The organism is Streptomyces sp. NPDC033180, assembly GCF_055577645.1.
In genome coordinates this window covers 37,309-53,800 of sequence record NZ_JBVIPU010000017.1, presented here as the reverse complement: position 1 = coordinate 53,800, position 16,492 = coordinate 37,309, and the positions used below count along the sequence as shown (strand labels likewise).

Sequence of the window (16,492 nt, the reverse complement as noted above, 5' to 3'; positions counted from 1 at the left end):
GGCGTTCGCTCCACCGGCGCGGAGCCCGGGTCCTCTCCCGTGGATAGAGCGCGGGCCTTCAGTTCCGCCTCGGTGCGGCGCCATTCACAGCGATGCAGCCAGTGCTCGACGAGTTGCCGCAGCCAGGGCTGCGGCGTCCCCCAGCCCCTGGGGCGCAGACCTTCACATCACAGCTCCGGCCACCGCGCACTCGCGCGGTGGCCGGACTCTGCAAGGCTCTCCCGAGGCCCAAGCCCCTTGGATTTACTTGCAGTTGGGTACGAAGCCCTGCGCCTTGACGTAGCGAGCGGTGACCCATCCCTGGGGCACGTTGACCCGGTACCAGGTCCGGTTACCGCCGACCGACTGACCGGCCTTCTTGCAGGTCAAGGCGATGGTCTGCCGGTAGCGGTAGGTCCCGGTTGCAGTCGAGTTGGAGGTCGGCTGCCGGCGCACGAACAGCCCGGCCTTCGAGGTGACGGTTCCCTTGACCACCTTCGAGTTGGGCGCCGCAGGCACAGTGAACTGGCCCTTCGCCACCCACTTGCCGCAACCGATTCCCCCCACCACGACCTGGTGACCGCCAGGAGTGGCGTTCGCCTTCACCGCGGCCCGACCCGTGTACACCAGCGGCTTGGTCTTCTTCGTCAGCACCACCGGTTTGGCGAAGGCGTCGGACTTCGCCTGCACCGAACGGCATGTCTTGGGAACGCCCACAACCCGCACCGTCACCGCAGCCCTCTGCTTGACCGAGGCCGGGGTGACCGTGACCCTCGGCTCCGCTCTCGAAGCATCAGACGCCGATGCCGGCGCGACACCAGTGAACGCCACAGAGGCGAGAGCCACCATCGCACATCCGCTCACAGCACTACGAACCATGATTTCGCTTCTCCTTGGTGACGCGCCGGGCTTGTCGAAGGAGCCCGAACTTCTGCGCTGTGCGGGCAACATAGAACTGGCACCGGGAATACGACGCGACTGGTCGCCCGACACGCGCCTCATCACCAGAATGCAGGAGCTTGCAGCGGCGGCCGATCCTCTCCGCCCTCATCGTCCGCGCACTCTGCAGCAGGCATCCGTTTGGTGCGGGTATTGGCTTGAAGGCTCGCGAAACGGCCACGCCACGGTGGCCTGCCGATGTCACGCGTGCTGCACAGCCGAGTAGCCCGGACGACTCTTCCCGATTCCCGTCAGGCCTCCGGACAGAGCGACACACACCACGGTGACGCCGATACCCAGGCACGTTGCGGTGACACCTACCCCGGCTGCCGCGGCGGTGGCTGTGGCAGCCCCCAGCGGGCCGAGTGCGGAGTGGGTCGTCCAGAACGCAGCAGTCACCCGTCCCAGGAGGTGGCCGGGGGTGACCTCCTGGCGCAGGGACATGGAGCAAGTGCCCGCGATGCTGGTGCAGAACAGCATCGCGGCAGCGAGCACGCCGACCACGACGACGCTCTCCGACAGGCCCAGGCACAGCACGGCGGTACCGCACAGCACGAAGGCCCCGATCCAGCTGACGCCGAAGCCAAAGCGCTCGCGAACTCGCGCGACGGCGAAGGACGCCAGACAGCTGCCGAGAGTGCCGGCGCTCAGAACGAAGCCGACGGTGCTGTCGGGGTGCCCAAGATCTTCCTTGATGAGGAAGATGATGAGGTCGGTGAGCCCGTACGTGAGAAAGGTCAGCAGTGAGAGCAGCGCAGTCAACGGGCGCAGTACCGGGTGGGCCCACAAAAACCGTACTCCGGCGAGGAATTCGCCAGGCACACTGGCTCGTGCGGTCCCGCCAGAGGTGGTGTTCTGCTGGGCAGACCGGATCTTTACGAAGAGAATGCCGATGGCGGACAAGGCGAAGGTGGCAGAGTCGAAGCCAATGGCCGCGGCTGGGCTGAAGGCAGAGGCTATGAAGCCTGCCAACGCTGGGCCTCCCGCGCTGGCAGCCGCGTAAGTACCGAACAGATGACCGTTGGCCTTGGTGATCTGACTGGACTCGACGATGGCGGGGACGACGGTCACATAGGTCACCCGGAACAGCATCATGAACGCGCCTGCGGCCGGGACTACCGCGTAGATCAGCCACATCGGCGTAGCAAAGAGCCAGACCAGCGGAATCAGAGCGAACAGCAGACATCGCGCCCAGTCGGCCGTCATGAGGAGTCTGCGCCGGTCAACCCGGTCGACGATCACGCCGGCGAACACTCCGGTGGCGATTGAGGCCACGCCGGTCAAGCCGGTGACGAGGCCCATCTGCACGACCGAGCCGGTGCTTTGCAGGACCAGGAGCGGGATCGCTACGTATGAGAAGGAATCCCCGAGTGCCGAGAGCGTCTGGATGACCAGGAATATCCGGTAGTTGGTATTGGCCCATAAGCCGGGAGAGTTTTGTGCCCTCCTGTTCTCAGCCGGCGTCACGCCTTCGCGTGCATCACGTGTAGACACGAACCGCCCTTCTCGCGATGGCCGCAGCGATTAGATCACGGGCTATCGGTACGTGTCGCCGGCACAACTCTCCACCCTTGCGACAAGCGCACAAATACGAGAAGGCACTTGGGCTGGAGACCGCCGTCCTGACACGTAGCCTCAGTATGCCGGCCAACTGCCAACCGTGACCGTGACCGTGGCTTCGCTTCGGACCGGAGAAACGGATGCTGGTGCATGCCGCTTTCCTTAAGTGGTTTGTGTATCGACAGGAACAGCGGGTCGAGGAACGCCAGTTGTCGGCCGGGAGTTTGCACCACCGGTCACCCTCGCGGGTGACGATGAGCATCGCGACCCACTCGACCAGGGCATGCGGAAGGTCGAGTGCGGCAGGGTAGGGGACCAACAGGGCTCTTCTGCTGATGAGTTGGGACTTCGAACACGTCCTCCAACGGCACGGGAGCCCTGCCCGTTGCGGCCTTCCGGTCGATGCTGTCAGTCTCGTCCAATCAGTGGCCTCGTCGAGAACGCTCAGTGATCACCTAACCGAATACGAGCCCGGGGCCCACCCGCGGAGAGCACTCGTCGGGAGACCCGAATCGAAAGGCCAAGCGATGTTCGCGCGTACCCATTTACCTTCCTGAAGTGACGTGCCGAGCCGAACATGGAAGGCTCCGATGGCCGCGTTCCCGACGGGTAACCAGGTGAGGACACGGCAAGGACGAGCTCGTCGCCGAGTACCTGCGCAGATTCGACCCCTCCGTTCTGTCGGGCGTGTTCGACCGCGCCGACCTCACGCCCCGCGAACGGCTCCTCGCCGCCTTCGACGTCTCCCCCACCACTCCCCTGTGCCCGTACATCGCTGCCGCCGTGGAGCTCCACGACCCGCAGCACCCCGCGTCCCAGTGCGCACGTGACTACAAGAAGGCCGTTGCCGCGCGGCTCGCCGACACCGCCCGCGAGGCTGGCGCCGCCGACCCCGAGCAGCTCGGCGAGCAGCTCGCGCTACTCATCGATGGCGCCGCGGCCCGCACCTGGGTCCTCGATGCCGATGCCTTCCCCACCGCCGCCGCCATCGCCGCCGTCCTCATCGACAACGCTCTCCCCGCCACTGCGGGCCACAACCGCTGACGGGAGGAAGTGTCGAGTTGACCTGGCACTCCGGCCGGGCTGGACTCGTTGCCGGTCACGCTGCTGCACCCGCTGGTAGGCGACACCCTCCGTCCGCCACCTGGACCGGACCTGCTGGCTTTCACGGAACTGGCCGCCCGCTGAAGGCCACAGTAGAAGCCGCTGGGAGACCGGTGACCCGTGAGATCCGCCGCCGTGGTCGGCCGGAAAGATGCTGGCCCAGCACGCTGCCGTAGTGGCTGAACAGCCTCCGCGTTCTGCCGGACAGCTCAATGGCGCCGGGGGGCTTGTCCGTTGCGGACTCACCCTCACCCTGCCATCGACACCCGATCGGTGGCCACGCTGAAAAGGCTCACTGAGTTCCGCTGCCGCCCGGGAGGCCATCTCGATCCTGGTCCAGGACATCAGCCGGAACACCGTCCTCGTCTCGATGTGTTTGTCAGCCGCCTGTTGCGGGGTGAGAGCTGAGAGCCACAACTCGCTGGACGACCACGCCGGGCAGGTCGATCTCGTCTTGACTCAGTGCGCCCGGTTCCACGAGTTCCTCGACCTCGGCGATGGTCAGGCGACCGGTCATGGCGGCCAAGGGGTTGAGGTTGCGGGCGGACTTCTCGAAGAAACAGCGTGGCTGCCCCGTCCACCCGGCCACGCGCACAGACGCAATCACGCCGATACGGACAAGTCCGATCCCTGCGCCGCCGGCCCGGGGATCACACCAACCGGACGGTTCCGGGGCGAGGTTAGGGTACGTGGATACCGCCCGCCATCCCGCTCCGAAAGACCCGCGCCTTCATGGACCTCAACAGTCTGGGCCCGGTGATCCGCCGTCACCGAGTCGCACTGCAGCTGTGCTTTGCCATCCCTGGCCTGTCGCTCGCGACATGGGTCACCCGGACCCCCGATGTCCGGGACGAGCTCGATGCCTCCACCGCTGAGATGGGGTTGGTGCTCTTCGGCATGTCGGTCGGGTCGATGATGGGCATCCTGGTGGCCGGTGCCCTGGTGGCGCGGTTTTCCACCCGGCCCGTGATTCTCTGCGGCATGTCCCTCGTGCTGGCCAGCGTGGCCACGATGGCCCTTGGCACGGCCGCGTCCTCGGCGCCGGTGGTGACCTTCGGCCTGCTTCTTCTGGGCGCCGGGATGGGTCTCTCCGAGGTGGCCAGCAATGTGGACGGCGCCGGGGTGGAGCAGGAGCTCGGGCGACCCGTGCTCCCGGCCCTGCACGGTTGCTACAGCCTCGGCACGGTGGTCGGGGCAGGCCTTGGTGTGGTCGGCGCCGCTGCCGGTTTCCCGGTGTCCTGGCATCTCACGGTGGTGCTGGTCCTCGTGGTCGCGTTGTTCGCCTTCGTGGTGCCGAGACTGCGGACCGGTGTCGGCCGCAGCGTCGGATACTCCGGCACCGGGGCCGACGCCGACGACACCGGCGACCAGGTCCGGGAACGACGCCTGTACCTCGACCCGCGGCTGTTGCTGATCGGTGGCGTGGTGCTGGGCATGGCGCTGGCCGAGGGCTCGGCCACCGACTGGCTACCCCTCCTCATGGTCGACGGCCACCACATGCCCACCAGTCTTGGCTCATTGGTGTACGGCGCCTTCGCCGCGGCCATGGCGGTTGGCCGCTTCGCCGGGGGCCGCCTGGTCACCCGGATCGGCCGGCCCGCGATGCTCGGCGGCGGTGCGCTGATATCGACCGCCGGTATCGCCCTCGTCTCCTTCGTGGACTCTCCCGTCGCGGCCAGCTGTGCCGTGCTGCTGTGGGGGCTCGGCACTTCCCTCGGCTTTCCGCTGGCTCTCTCCGCGGCAGGCGAGTCCGGACCGGACACGACCGGCCGCGTCGCGCTGACCTCCCGGATCGGCTACGTCGCTCTCCTGGCCGGGCCGCCCGCCCTGGGATTTCTCGGCGAGCGCCATGGGCTGCGCTCCGCGATGGTTCCTGTCCTGCTGCTGATGCTCGTAGCCGCCGCCTGCGCACCCGCAACTGCCTCCCGTCGCCGACGAACCGCGGCGTCGGCCCCCCACCCGTCCGATGGGCCGGCCGCCCTGCTGACGCCCGACCGGGACGACGCAGGCAGTCCGGACCCCAAAGGCGGCGAGCCGCCGCTGGAGACCGGGCCGCCCACGCCGAGGTAAGCCGCCGCACTTCACCCAATCTCCGCCTGCGAACCAGGAGCACCGACATGAGACTCGACGATCACCGCGTCGTCATTACCGCAGCCGGCCGCGATTTCGGACGCACTTTGGCCATCCGTCTCGCGGACCTCGGCGCCGAGGTCTTCCTCTCCGCGCGCACTCTCGCCGCCGCGGAGCGCGTCCGCGACGAGGTCCGCGACCGAGGGCACCAGCGGGTCCACGCCTTCGCCTGCGACCTGACGGATCCGGCCTCGATCCGCGACTTCGCTGCCGGCGTCGCCCGGCACACCGACCGCATCGACGTGCTGATCAACAACGGCTCCCGCTACCTCGAAGGACCAGACCTCCAATCCGTCTCCGACGCCGACGTCGTCGACACCATCGCATCCGGCGCCACCGGCACCGTCCTGACCGTGAAGAACTTCCTCCCCCTCCTGCTCAACTCGGACAAGCCGGATGTGGTGACCATGGTCTCCGCCTGCGGTACGGCCGGTCATCACCGCTCGGACGCGCACGACGCCTTCTACGCGGCCAAGAGCGCCCAGGCAGGGTTCGCCGAGATCCTCTCCAAGCGCCTGCGGCCCCAGGGGGTTCGGGTGATATCCCTCTACCCGCCCGACTTCGACAACCCCGACCCGCTCTCCGAGGAGTGGGAGACCACACCGCGCGAGGCCCAGGACGCCCTCACCGCGCAGTCACTCGTGGAGTGCGTACTCTTCGCCGTCGCCCAGCCCCGCGACTGCTTCATCAAGGCGTTCCACTTCGAACAGGCCTGACCGATGCCCGGCACGTCCACACACGGCGAATGACACCGCGGTCCGAGCGGGCGCTCTACTCGTGGCCGCTCGTGGCGCGCGTCAAGTTTTCGCTGGAGTGGGCGAGGTAGCCCTGGAGCAGTTGCTCTGCCAGGGCCGTGTCGCCCTTCCTCAGCGTATCGAGCAGGGCGCGATTCCGTTCCAGGTACGGCGAGTGCAGAGCCTGCGGATCTTTCAACGCATGGAAGGCCAGCCGGAGTTCGGCCAGGACAGTGCGCATGCATTCGTCGATGCGGGGGCTGTCGGCCAGGGCGACGAGTTCTCGGTGGAAGTGGAAGTTCGCCGTCCCCAGCGCGTCCCAGTCCTCCGCCGCGGTGGCCCGCTCGCCGTCGGCAACGGCCGCCGCCAGGCCCTCCAGTGGGTATGGCGGCCGGCCGAGTGAGCGGACCACGGCACACTCCACCAAGAGCCGCACTCGGTAGATGTCCGCGACGTCCGCGGCGCTTGGCCTGCGCACGAAGACCCCCCGATTGAGCTCGTGGACCAGCAGACGTTCATGGGTCAGCAGGCGGAAGGCTTCGCGCAGGGTGTTGCGGGAGACTGCGAGGGCCGTGCAGATCTCGTCCTCGGACAGTTTCGCGCCAGGCTTGAACTGGCCCTCACCGATGCGTATGCGCAGCAGATCCGCGACCCGTTCGGAGATGCTCGAGCGCCCCAACAGGTATTTGTCACCTGCGAGTTGATCCGCTTGACGGCTCATGGATGCTCCTTCCTCAGACCTCAGGGCTGACCATATGACACCCCTCGGAGCGGAACAATGACGCATCCTCTTGTCGGATTGTTCACTAATCCCCTACGGTGACGATCCACCAACTCGCGGCCCCAGCAAGCCCCTTGAGAGGTGCACGGCCATGAGCATGAGTTCTCCCTCACCGGACAAGGCCACCTCCACGGACGCGACCACCGCCCCGGACCAGGCCACCGCGACGGATCGGCGGACCTCACGACCGCAGGAAGCGGGGCCGGCGCCGCACGGCGAACGCCGGTTCGCCTGGTTCCACGAGCTCGGCCCTGATGGGCGCCGCGCCTTCCTCGGCGCGTACGGCGGCTACGGCCTGGACTCCTACGACTTCTACGTGCTACCGCTGAGCCTGGCCGCCATCGGCGTCTACTTCGGGCTCGACAACGGTCAGACGGGCCTGCTGGCCACGGTGACTCTGCTGATGTCCGCTGTGGGCGGTGCCTTGGCCGGAGTCCTCGCCGACCGTATCGGCCGCGTACGCGCGCTCATGTGGACCGTGAGTGTGTACGCCATCTTCACGGTCGCCTGCGGCTTCGCACCCAACTTCGGCACCCTGTTGGCCTTCCGGGCGCTGCAGGGAGTGGGGTTCGGCGGGGAGTGGGCGGTCGGCGCGGTCCTGGTGGCCGAATACGCCGCCAGTCGTCACCGCGGGCGCACCCTCGGATGGATCCAGTCGGCCTGGGCCGTCGGCTGGGGACTGGCGGTCGTCACGTACACCCTCGTGTACAACCTCGTCGACGATGACATCGCATGGCGAGTACTGTTCTTCACCGGCGCGCTGCCCGCCCTGCTCGTGTTCTACGTCCGGCGCAATGTGCAGGACGCGCCCGCCGCGACCAAGCGGTTGAAGGCCGCAGCACGCTCGCGCTCGTTCGCGGACATCTTCCGTGGGCCTCTGCTGCGTACGACCCTGCTGGCCTGCCTGCTGTCCACGGGGGTGCAGGGTGGTTACTACACGCTGGCCACCTGGATTCCCAAGTATCTCAATGACGAGCGGGGCCTCTCGGTCACCGGTGTCGGTGGGTTCCTCGTCGTGCAGATCATCGGTGCGTTCTCCGGTTACGTGACGGGCGCTCACCTGGCCGACCGGCTGGGACGTCGGCTCACCATTCAGATCTTCGCCGTCCTTTCGGCCCTGTGCGTGCTGTGCTATTCCCAGGTCCCCGCAGGCTGGGAGGCGGCCTCTCTGCTGCTCGGCTTCCCGCTCGGGTTCTGCATGTCGGCGATCTTCTCCAGCTTCGGCTCCTTCCTCGCCGAGCTCTACCCCACCGAAGTGCGCGGATCCGGACAGGGGTTCACGTACAACACTGGCCGGGCCGTGGGAGCCGTCTTCCCCACCCTCGTCGGGTTCCTGTCCGACAGCTGGGGCGTGGGCGGTGCGCTCGGCTTCGCCGCCGCCGGCTATGCGCTGGCCTACGTCTCGCTGCTGGGGCTTCCCGAGACCCGCGGTATCGAACTGCGCTGAACCAGGCGCACTACGTCGAGTCGCGCTCAGCCAGCCGCACGAAGCCGCAACGCGACCCGCAACTCATTGCTCATGGAGGAGAGCTGGAGGCTTTCCATGAACCATCCAGTACCGCCGAACCGGCACGATCCCACGCTCGTGCACACAGATCGTCCAAGGCATGAGGAGAGGTTTCCGGCCTTTCCCGGTTCACGTGATTTCCTGCCCGCCTTCAGGAAGGCGGTGGTCCCTCCCCGGGCCGAGTGGAAATGTCTGCGGGACACGGTCCTACCGGCGATGCTGCTGGACACGGGCGATGAAGGCTTCTCGGACGAGCTCCTGAACAAATTCGCCTTCATTCTGGGCCCCGAGGAGAAACTGGTCGCATACGCCAGGGTACGCCGCCTGCCGGTTGCCCCTGCCCATCAGGCACCGCAGGTCTCTTTGACCCTACGGGCAGGCAACGGCCTCAACGGAGCCAGTCCTCCCCGAGTCGGGAAGCTGCGGCTGCGGACTTTCCAGCTGATGAAGGAGCTCGTGGAGCGGACCCAGACGGAGCAGGCTCGGGCAGAGCTGGCCCAAACACAGCAGACCCCGGCAGGCCAGAGGGTCCTCGATGAGAAGCCGCTGCGCGACCACATCTACTCGCTGCGTGCCAAGAGCGGTTTTCTTGGCGTGCTGACGAAGCTGAGCTGTGCGGAATCCGCACAGGTGGGTGGTTGGGTCGACAAGGTATGGCTGGTGGCCGGGCCGCTTCTCCATACCTTCCCACGGTGGTGCTGGGCGAGTTGGTGGAGCCGACGGCTCATCAGGACCAAGAACAGCTGGTTCGTATCCTGGCGAGGGATTGATTCTTCGGGCCGGCTCTTCGAGCGAGTGAGCAACCTGCTCACACTGCGGGACGGCGACCAGGGACAGTTGGAGATCTTCGAGGAACTCATGTTTCGCGCCCTGCTCGCGGACCTGGCCCGCGCCGGGCCGGGCTGGTTCGGCGCCTGGGCACGCCGCCGCAGGTCGCGGCATGTGGTGCTGTTCGACCTGCCCGCGGAGGGCTCGCCCGGCACGGAGCTGACCCGACGGTTCCTCAGTACGTATCTGAAGGTGGCGGCCGAGGCGGGCAGTGCCTCGCTGCTCCTTGTCGGCGCGGGGCATGCCGCCGCCTACGCGGACGAGGGCTGGCCGAAGTGCCGGAACCTGAACGAAGCGGCGGACAGGCTCTCCCCGCCCGCCGATCGTGCGCACCCCCCGCTGCCGCTACTGGTGTCGGCGCGACGGCCGTACTCCGCCACCGGGGCCGAGCCCGAACAAGGAGAACGTCTGCATCCGGCGCCGGTGAAGAAGTTCCGCTGGGGACCGCGGACGGAGCTGACCGGCGAACTGGCGATCGGCAGCGTGGTACTCGCCATGCTGTCCACGGCCGTGTACTGCGGGATCACTCCGCCGGCGGCCCAGGCATGCCTGGACGGAGAGATTGTGCCGGGGCAAGGCGCACCCGGTGCGGTGCCCGAGGCCGCGGACGAGGGCAAGACGCCTCAGGAGCAGTACGAGGAGGTCCTCGGCGCGATCAAAGCCCTCAACGCCAAGGCGCTGACCGCCGAGAGGAAGTTCCACAAGCCGGTGCGCAGGGTGGTCTTCCTGGGGGCGGGAGTGGACCCCGACCCGGATCAGGTGGTCATGAACGGCATGATCCCCGAGCTACGGGGGATCCTCTTGGCCCAGGAAGAGCTGAACCGTCTGGCGTCGCAGGACGAGGACCGGGTGCGGCTGTATGTCGAAGTCAGGGATACCGGAAGGAAGTTCAAGAACGTCGTCCGGCACGCACACGACGTCGTTCGGGATACCGAGGCGAACGAGGAGCGGCAGGACAGCCGGACGATCGTAGGTGTGATCGGGTTCAGGGAGAGCCGGGAGCTGACAAAGCAGGCCGCGCGGATCCTCAGCAACGGGAAGGTCCCGGTGATCGGCACGACGGCCACGGCCGACGCGATGCAGGAGGCCGGCGCGTACTACCGGCCGATGTCCCCGGACAACAGCCGTGAGACGGCCATCGCCGCGCAGTTCGCGCGGAAGGGGAACATCATCGAGACACAGCCAGGGAACTGCGCCACCTCCACGCGTGCCCTGGTCATCAAGGACCCCAACGATCTCTACACCCGCGAACTGGGCGGGAAGTTCGTCCACAACTTCGGCGCGGGCACGGAGACCTGGGAGTTCCCCGGCGGGGAAGGCACGGATGTCTCCGCCCAGGACACCGCCCAGCACGTGTGCGACGTCATCAAGAAGGACCGCCGCACAGTCGTCTACTGGGCCTCTCGCGTCGAAAGCTTCACCAAGTTCGTCAACACCTATGGGCCCGATTCCGGTTGTGCCGGGCTACCGCTGACGGTCATAGGCAGCAACGAACTCACCAATGCCGCACTCGGCGGCCAATACCTGGACGAGCAGTGGCTGCGGCTGTACCACACCGTGCATGTGCTGCCCAACGGGCACGCTGACGAGAACAACGAGGCCAAGGCGTTCATCACGCGCTACGTCCGCCGGTACACGGACCGCGACCCATGGATCAACGACGGACACGTGGCTCTGGCACACGACGCGCTCAAAGCACTGTCATCGGCGGCGGACAGGCAGTACACGAGCGTGGACGCTGTGGACGCCGAGGGGGTCAAGTCAAAGCTCGACGAGGGTATTCGCTTCGAAGGTGTCAGCGGAGAGATCAGAATTCCTCGGCGGCACGGTTCCAACCCACCCTTGGACAAAGCGCTCGTGATGCTCAACCACACGCCAGAGGGGCAACGGATGGTCCTGCACTGCGGCGCGTTCAAACAGAACGCCAAAGGCCCGGTAGACCACTGGGGCCCCGATCGTCAGTACGAATGCCCCCAGGACCAAGAATGACCTCCTGGCCGCGCTCGCCCCGTCAGCGTACTGGCCCTGTAGCTCGCGGACGTGCCGGCCGGTACCGACGCCTCCATGCCCGAGACGCTTTTCGGTGGCCTGACACACGGAACGAGCCTGCACCACGAACTGCGGTACCTGGTGAGGGCCAGCCTCACGCCGCGGCAAGTTGATTCCCGAGCTACTGGGAGCGGTTCACCGCGGGACGCGGGAGACGGTGTGGTCGATGGGCGGGACGGATGGGTGGTCTGTCCGTCCCGCCGGGCCGTTCGCTACGGAAGGCTGTGCACCTTCGGGCCAACGGAGTTCGACCACGCGTTGCCCGCCGTCGCGTCCCAGTTCGTGGACCACGTCATGGCGCCGCGCAGCCCCGGGTAGGTCTTCGACGGCTTGAAGGAGCCGCAGCCGGTGCCGCGGGTCAGGCAGTCGAGGGCGTTGTTCACGACCGACGGGGCCACGTAACCGCTGCCCGCGCCGCGCGTCGACGCCGGGACGCCGATCCCGACCTGCGAGGGATCGAGACCGCCCTCCAGCTGGATGCAGGCGAGCGCGGTCAGGAAGTCCACGCTGCCCTGGCTGTAGACCTTGCCGTCGCAGCCCAGCATCGAACCACTGTTGTAGTACTGCATGTTGACGACCGTGAGGATGTCCTTCACGTTGAGCGCCGTCTGGAAGTACCCGCCCGATGTCGACTGCATGTCGATGGTCTGCGGCGCCATCGTGAGCACCAGCTTCGAGCCTGCCTTCGCGGAGAGCTGGCGCAATGCCTTGGTCATGTAGGTGGGGTTGAGACCGTTCTCCAGGTCGATGTCGACGCCGTCGAATCCGTACTCCTGCATCAGCGCGTAGGCGCTGTTGGCGAATGCCGTCGCGGAGGCGTCGCTGTTGACCGAGATGGTGCCCTTCTCGCCGCCGACCGAAAGGATCACGGTCTTGCCCGCGGCGTGTTTCGCGGCGATGTCCGCCTTGAAGTCGGCGGTGGAGGAGTAGCCGACGGCCGGGTCGAGGTTGAAGGTGATCTGGCCCGGCGTGGTGGTGGCGTCGGCGAAGGAGACGGCGATGATGTCGTACTGCGAGGACACGTCCCGCAGCTTCTGCACGGTCGCACCGTTGTCGAAGTTCTGCCAGTAGCCGGTCAGCGCGTGCTTGGGCACGGTGCCACCGTCTCCCCCGCCGTCCTTGGCGGTCCGTGCGGAGACCGCCGTCGACTTCGCGGACTCCCCCGCCGCGTTCGTGGCACTCACCTGGAAGCTGTACGCGGTGTCCGGCGTGAGTCCGGTGACGGTCGTGGAGGCGCCGCCGACCGCGGCGACCTTCGTACCGTCGCGGTAGACGGTGTAGCCGGTGGCGGTGGACACCGGGGTCCAGGACAGGTCCAGCGAAGTGGACGTCGTCGTGCCTGCCTTGAGGCCGACCGGCACAGCGGGTATCTCCACCGGGTCGGTGCCGCCGCCCCCGTCGGGCCCGAGGACGCTCACATCGTCCACGTAGTACGCGCTCTGCCCGTACCAGCCGTGTGTGTACACGGTGACCGACGTGGTGTTCGCGCCAGTGGTGAAGCTGGTGGAGAGCTGCTGCCAGGACGAGTTGCCCGGCGTCCAGGTCGATACGTCGGTGGTGCCCGTACCGCGGGCGCCCAGATAGACGTAGCTGCCCTGCACCCAACTGCTCAGCTTGTACGCGGAGTTGGGCTTGACTGCGACGATCTGGGAACACTCGGCGTTGCTCTGGCCCGCCGGCGTGGCCTTGAGCGCCTTCGCGCCGCCGTGCACGGGGGAGGTGACGGTGACGCCGCTGTTCGCGGTGCATGTCCAGTTGCTCAGGTCCGACTCGAACCCTGCGTTCTTGGCGACGTTGACGTCCGCCGCCCTGGCGTCCGCCGCCCTGGCGTCCGCCGACTGCGCGGGCGCGGCGAGCGAGGTGACGGCGAGCGAGGCGGCCGCACCGACGGCGATGGCCGCACCGATTCTCTGGCGAACGCCGGATCTGCCCTTACGTACACGGTCCACGGAATGCCTCCAGGGAGAAACGAAGGACGAAGGTGAGAGCCGGTGGCCACCGCTACTGTGCGCAAAGCTGGTCCAGACCAATCAAGTTGTCAAGACCTCTGGCACATATCCGCCCACGGGCAAGGACGGCGCCACAGAGTTCGGTCGCTGACGCCCGCGGCGCGCTTTGCGCTCGGCCCCGCACGGCCTGTTCGGAGTGGAACGAGGCTGCCATCAGGGCGACGGCGAACAACGGCTGTACGACCAAGGACTGCTGGATCTCAGGTTGAGGGCCGTCAGGTCGCCGCGCAGGGAGCCCCCGAAGGCGGTGTACCGGTGTGCAGCCGACAACGGGACGGGTGCTGTCGCGAGCGTGGAAGATGCGTAGGTCCGCTGCCGCGCGATCCACCTGAGCACAGAGACGCAGGGGCGAGGCGGACGGTCCAGCGACAAGGGCGGCGTGCCGAGCGGCGCCACGGGGGGCCCGGCCCTCGCCGCGCTCGCCTCACCTCACCTCATATGGTCACGACGATCTTGCCCCGGGGGTGCCCCGTCTCCAGGTGCCTGATCGCGGCGACGGCTTCGGAGAGCGGGTAGGTGCGGTCGATGGCCGGTGCGATCGTGCCCTCCTCGGTGAGCTTCTTGAGGATCAGCAGGTCCTTGTGGCGCACGGTCGCGATCAGGCTGCTCAGCGTCTGGCCGAGGAACGGTGAGAGTGCGTAGCCGCGGAGCTGGCGGCCCAGGCCGCCCACCAAGTCACCGCCGCCTTCGCCTCCGGCCATGACCAGAACACCTTTCGGGGCGAGTGCGCGGCGCAGCAGGGACAGTGGGCGGTTGCCGGCGGCGTCGAGGATGATGTCGAACAGCTGCTTGCCGTCGGTGATTTCCTGGCTGGTGTAGTCGAGGATGTCGGTGGCGCCCAGGACCCGGACGAAATCTGCCTTGCCAGGGCCGCAGACGGCGGTGACCTCGGCTCCGTAGGAGACGGCGAGCTGGATGGCGTATGTTCCGATGCCGCCGGAGGCGCCGATGACGAGGACCTTCTGCCCCCGTTTCGGGCGTGCCCTGCCACTGAGGGCCTGATAGGCGGTGACGCCGGAGACGGGGAGTGCCGCGGCTTGTTCGAAGGTGAGGTTGTCGGGCTTGGGAGCGAGCTTGTCGGCCCTGGCGCTGGCGTACTCGGCCAACGAACCGTCTCCGCTGCCGAAGACCTCCTCACCCGGCTCGAAACTCGTCACCTTCGCACCGACCGCCTCGACCACTCCGGCGAGGTCCCAGCCGCGCACCGGGTTCCTCGGCTTGCGGAGTCCCAGGGCGAGACGGGCGATGTAGGGCTTGCCCGTCATGAGGTGCAGGATGCTCGGGTCCACCCCAGCGGCCCGCACCTGGACCAGCACTTCGTCGTCACGGGGATCGGGGCGGTCGAAGTCGCGCAGTTCCAGACCGCTGACGGTGCCGTACGAGTCCTGGGCGATGGCCTTCATGGGTCCCCCTGGTTGGGATGCTGCTCCTCAGCATCCCGTCGGCTCGAACCACTGACCAGCCTCTGAGCCCCCTATTTGTCCCTGATACGCCAACGCCGGCGGCCGAGTGCGCGACCTCCACGTCCTCCACCTCCTGTCGGCGTCGATTTCGAACTCGCTGATCAACACCTGCGCCCACACGTCGTACACGATGGCGCTCTCGTCTACGCCACCGTGCCGGCGCACATCCGCCGTGCCCTCAGGTGGGCCATGTCGTTGCAGAACTGCCGGGTTTGGCCCGCTCCCAGAACTGCATGCGCCCATGCACCCATGCGACTTCGACGAAAGACGACAGTGAGGTCCCGTGCCCCAGGAGATTCTTCATCATCTGCGCTACGCAGGGTTCTCGTACTACTGCCGCACAGTGATGTCGGAAAACCCATCGCTGGACCCCGTGGTCTTCCTTGGGGGCGCCTTCCAGGACATGCATGCATGGCTGAGACACGAGAGGGCGTTCCTGCCGCATGCGAGCGTGATCACGCTGGATCTGCCGGGGTGGGGTCGCGCCGATACTCTGCCGGATCGCTTTGGCGTCGATTTTCTGGCGCAAGCCGTGGAGCGCGCACTCCACCACCTCGGAGTCGCCCGTGTGAACGTGGTCGGCTGCTCCTACGGCTCGCTTGTCGCCCACCGCTTGGGGCAACGCCGGTCGCAGGCCATCGTTCGTATGGCGCTGGGTGGCGCGGCTGCCCTGACTCGTACGGACAGGCTGGACCTCCAGGAGATGACCGCCGCGCTCGCCCGCGGCGATATCCATCATTTCGCACGGGTTGCCACCGATCGACTCACTTGCTCGGAGGAAGGTAGCCGGGTACAGCGGCTCCGCACTGTACGACGCATGCTGACCGATCAGCTGTCCCAAGCGACGGCAGACACCCGGGAGAAGATCATCCACAACACCCGCAGGCTGTGGACGACTGAGGTGATCCACACTGACGCCGCTTCAGACGTACCGACCATGGTCTTCACCGGTGAACACGACACCTTCACCCCGCCTGCGCAGGGGTACCGCTTGGCTTCCACCTACCCCAAAGGAACGTTCGTGACGATCAGCGAAGCTGACCACCTCGTCCACCTTGAGCGCGACCGCGAGTACTGCCAACTGCTCCTGGCGCACTTCCGTGGCGCAGACGCCGTCGGCCTCCCGTTCTGCAAGCACTTCACAGCACCCATGGATTCCACAGCGTTCCGCCCCACGGATGGGGGTCAACAGCCCTCGGGCGCCTCGGACATGGCCTGCGTGGCTGTGGAGGGCAAACAGTGAGGGCGAGAACACCGCATCGCGTGATGCGGCGTTTCGCCACCAGCGAGGCACCCGCCTCCAGCGAGGCGCCCGCCTCCAGCGAGGCGCCCGCCTCCAGCGAGGCGCCCGCCTCCAGCGAGGCGCCCGCCTCCAGCGAGGCGCCCGCCTCCAGCGAGGCGCCCGCCTT

At 67.2% G+C, this 16,492-nt stretch carries 11 protein-coding genes and 3 pseudogenes; 6 read left to right on the top strand and 8 right to left on the bottom strand.

The window, feature by feature from the left end:
• Nucleotides 1-243 precede the first annotated feature (243 nt).
• From ACZ5WE_RS32840 to ACZ5WE_RS32830, 3 genes and pseudogenes are all read right to left on the bottom strand, one after another.
• A complete protein-coding gene (locus tag ACZ5WE_RS32840; RefSeq protein WP_467694056.1) occupies nt 244-828 on the bottom strand; it encodes a hypothetical protein in 585 nt (194 codons plus the stop codon).
• 291 nt (nt 829-1,119) lie between these two features.
• Nucleotides 1,120-2,412 (bottom strand): MFS transporter, encoded by a 1,293-nt coding sequence (locus ACZ5WE_RS32835; protein ID WP_467694055.1) that lies wholly within the window; start codon nt 2,410-2,412, stop codon nt 1,120-1,122.
• 283 nt (nt 2,413-2,695) lie between these two features.
• A pseudogene (locus ACZ5WE_RS32830) lies at nt 2,696-2,797 on the bottom strand (IS5/IS1182 family transposase); the annotation flags it as partial.
• A gap of 368 nt (nt 2,798-3,165) precedes the next feature.
• Between ACZ5WE_RS32830 and ACZ5WE_RS32825 the strand changes: the two are divergent.
• Complete coding sequence (locus tag ACZ5WE_RS32825) at nt 3,166-3,522, top strand: hypothetical protein (protein WP_467694053.1); 357 nt, start codon at nt 3,166-3,168, stop codon at nt 3,520-3,522.
• Between the two features lie 414 nt (nt 3,523-3,936).
• On the opposite strand, the pseudogene ACZ5WE_RS32820 reads toward ACZ5WE_RS32825, so the two are convergent.
• A pseudogene (locus ACZ5WE_RS32820) lies at nt 3,937-4,183 on the bottom strand (CoA-transferase); the annotation flags it as partial.
• A gap of 131 nt (nt 4,184-4,314) precedes the next feature.
• Here ACZ5WE_RS32820 and ACZ5WE_RS32815 point away from each other — a divergent pair.
• Nucleotides 4,315-5,652 carry an MFS transporter gene (locus tag ACZ5WE_RS32815; protein ID WP_467694051.1) on the top strand — a complete coding sequence of 446 codons (1,338 nt, stop codon included), beginning with the start codon at nt 4,315-4,317 and terminating at the stop codon, nt 5,650-5,652.
• 47 nt (nt 5,653-5,699) lie between these two features.
• Nucleotides 5,700-6,428 (top strand): SDR family oxidoreductase, encoded by a 729-nt coding sequence (locus tag ACZ5WE_RS32810; RefSeq protein ID WP_467694049.1) that lies wholly within the window; start codon nt 5,700-5,702, stop codon nt 6,426-6,428.
• 55 nt (nt 6,429-6,483) lie between these two features.
• Here ACZ5WE_RS32810 and ACZ5WE_RS32805 read toward each other — a convergent pair whose 3' ends face one another.
• Nucleotides 6,484-7,167 carry a GntR family transcriptional regulator gene (locus tag ACZ5WE_RS32805; protein ID WP_467694047.1) on the bottom strand — a complete coding sequence of 228 codons (684 nt, stop codon included), beginning with the start codon at nt 7,165-7,167 and terminating at the stop codon, nt 6,484-6,486.
• Nucleotides 7,168-7,324: 157 nt separating this feature from the next.
• Here ACZ5WE_RS32805 and ACZ5WE_RS32800 point away from each other — a divergent pair, with 157 nt between their 5' ends.
• Nucleotides 7,325-8,674, top strand: coding sequence for an MFS transporter (locus tag ACZ5WE_RS32800; RefSeq protein ID WP_467694272.1), 1,350 nt, complete (start codon nt 7,325-7,327; stop codon nt 8,672-8,674).
• Nucleotides 8,675-8,770: 96 nt separating this feature from the next.
• The gene (locus ACZ5WE_RS32795) at nt 8,771-11,551 is read left to right on the top strand and encodes a type 1 periplasmic-binding domain-containing protein (protein ID WP_467694046.1); all 2,781 of its coding nucleotides are present in this window, start codon (nt 8,771-8,773) and stop codon (nt 11,549-11,551) included.
• A 272-nt stretch (nt 11,552-11,823) separates the two neighbouring features.
• Here the strand turns inward: ACZ5WE_RS32795 and ACZ5WE_RS32790 are convergent, their stop codons facing one another.
• From ACZ5WE_RS32790 to ACZ5WE_RS32780, 3 genes and pseudogenes are all read right to left on the bottom strand, one after another.
• Nucleotides 11,824-13,560 (bottom strand): chitinase, encoded by a 1,737-nt coding sequence (locus tag ACZ5WE_RS32790; RefSeq protein WP_467694044.1) that lies wholly within the window; start codon nt 13,558-13,560, stop codon nt 11,824-11,826.
• 166 nt (nt 13,561-13,726) lie between these two features.
• A pseudogene (locus tag ACZ5WE_RS32785) lies at nt 13,727-13,857 on the bottom strand (TetR family transcriptional regulator); the annotation flags it as partial.
• 197 nt (nt 13,858-14,054) lie between these two features.
• On the bottom strand, nt 14,055-15,023 hold the full coding sequence (locus ACZ5WE_RS32780) for an NAD(P)-dependent alcohol dehydrogenase (RefSeq protein WP_467694042.1): 969 nt from the start codon (nt 15,021-15,023) through the stop codon (nt 14,055-14,057).
• A 343-nt stretch (nt 15,024-15,366) separates the two neighbouring features.
• Here ACZ5WE_RS32780 and ACZ5WE_RS32775 point away from each other — a divergent pair, with 343 nt between their 5' ends.
• Entirely contained in the window at nt 15,367-16,326 is a 960-nt protein-coding gene (locus tag ACZ5WE_RS32775) for an alpha/beta fold hydrolase (RefSeq protein WP_467694040.1), read from the top strand.
• Nucleotides 16,327-16,492 lie beyond the last annotated feature (166 nt).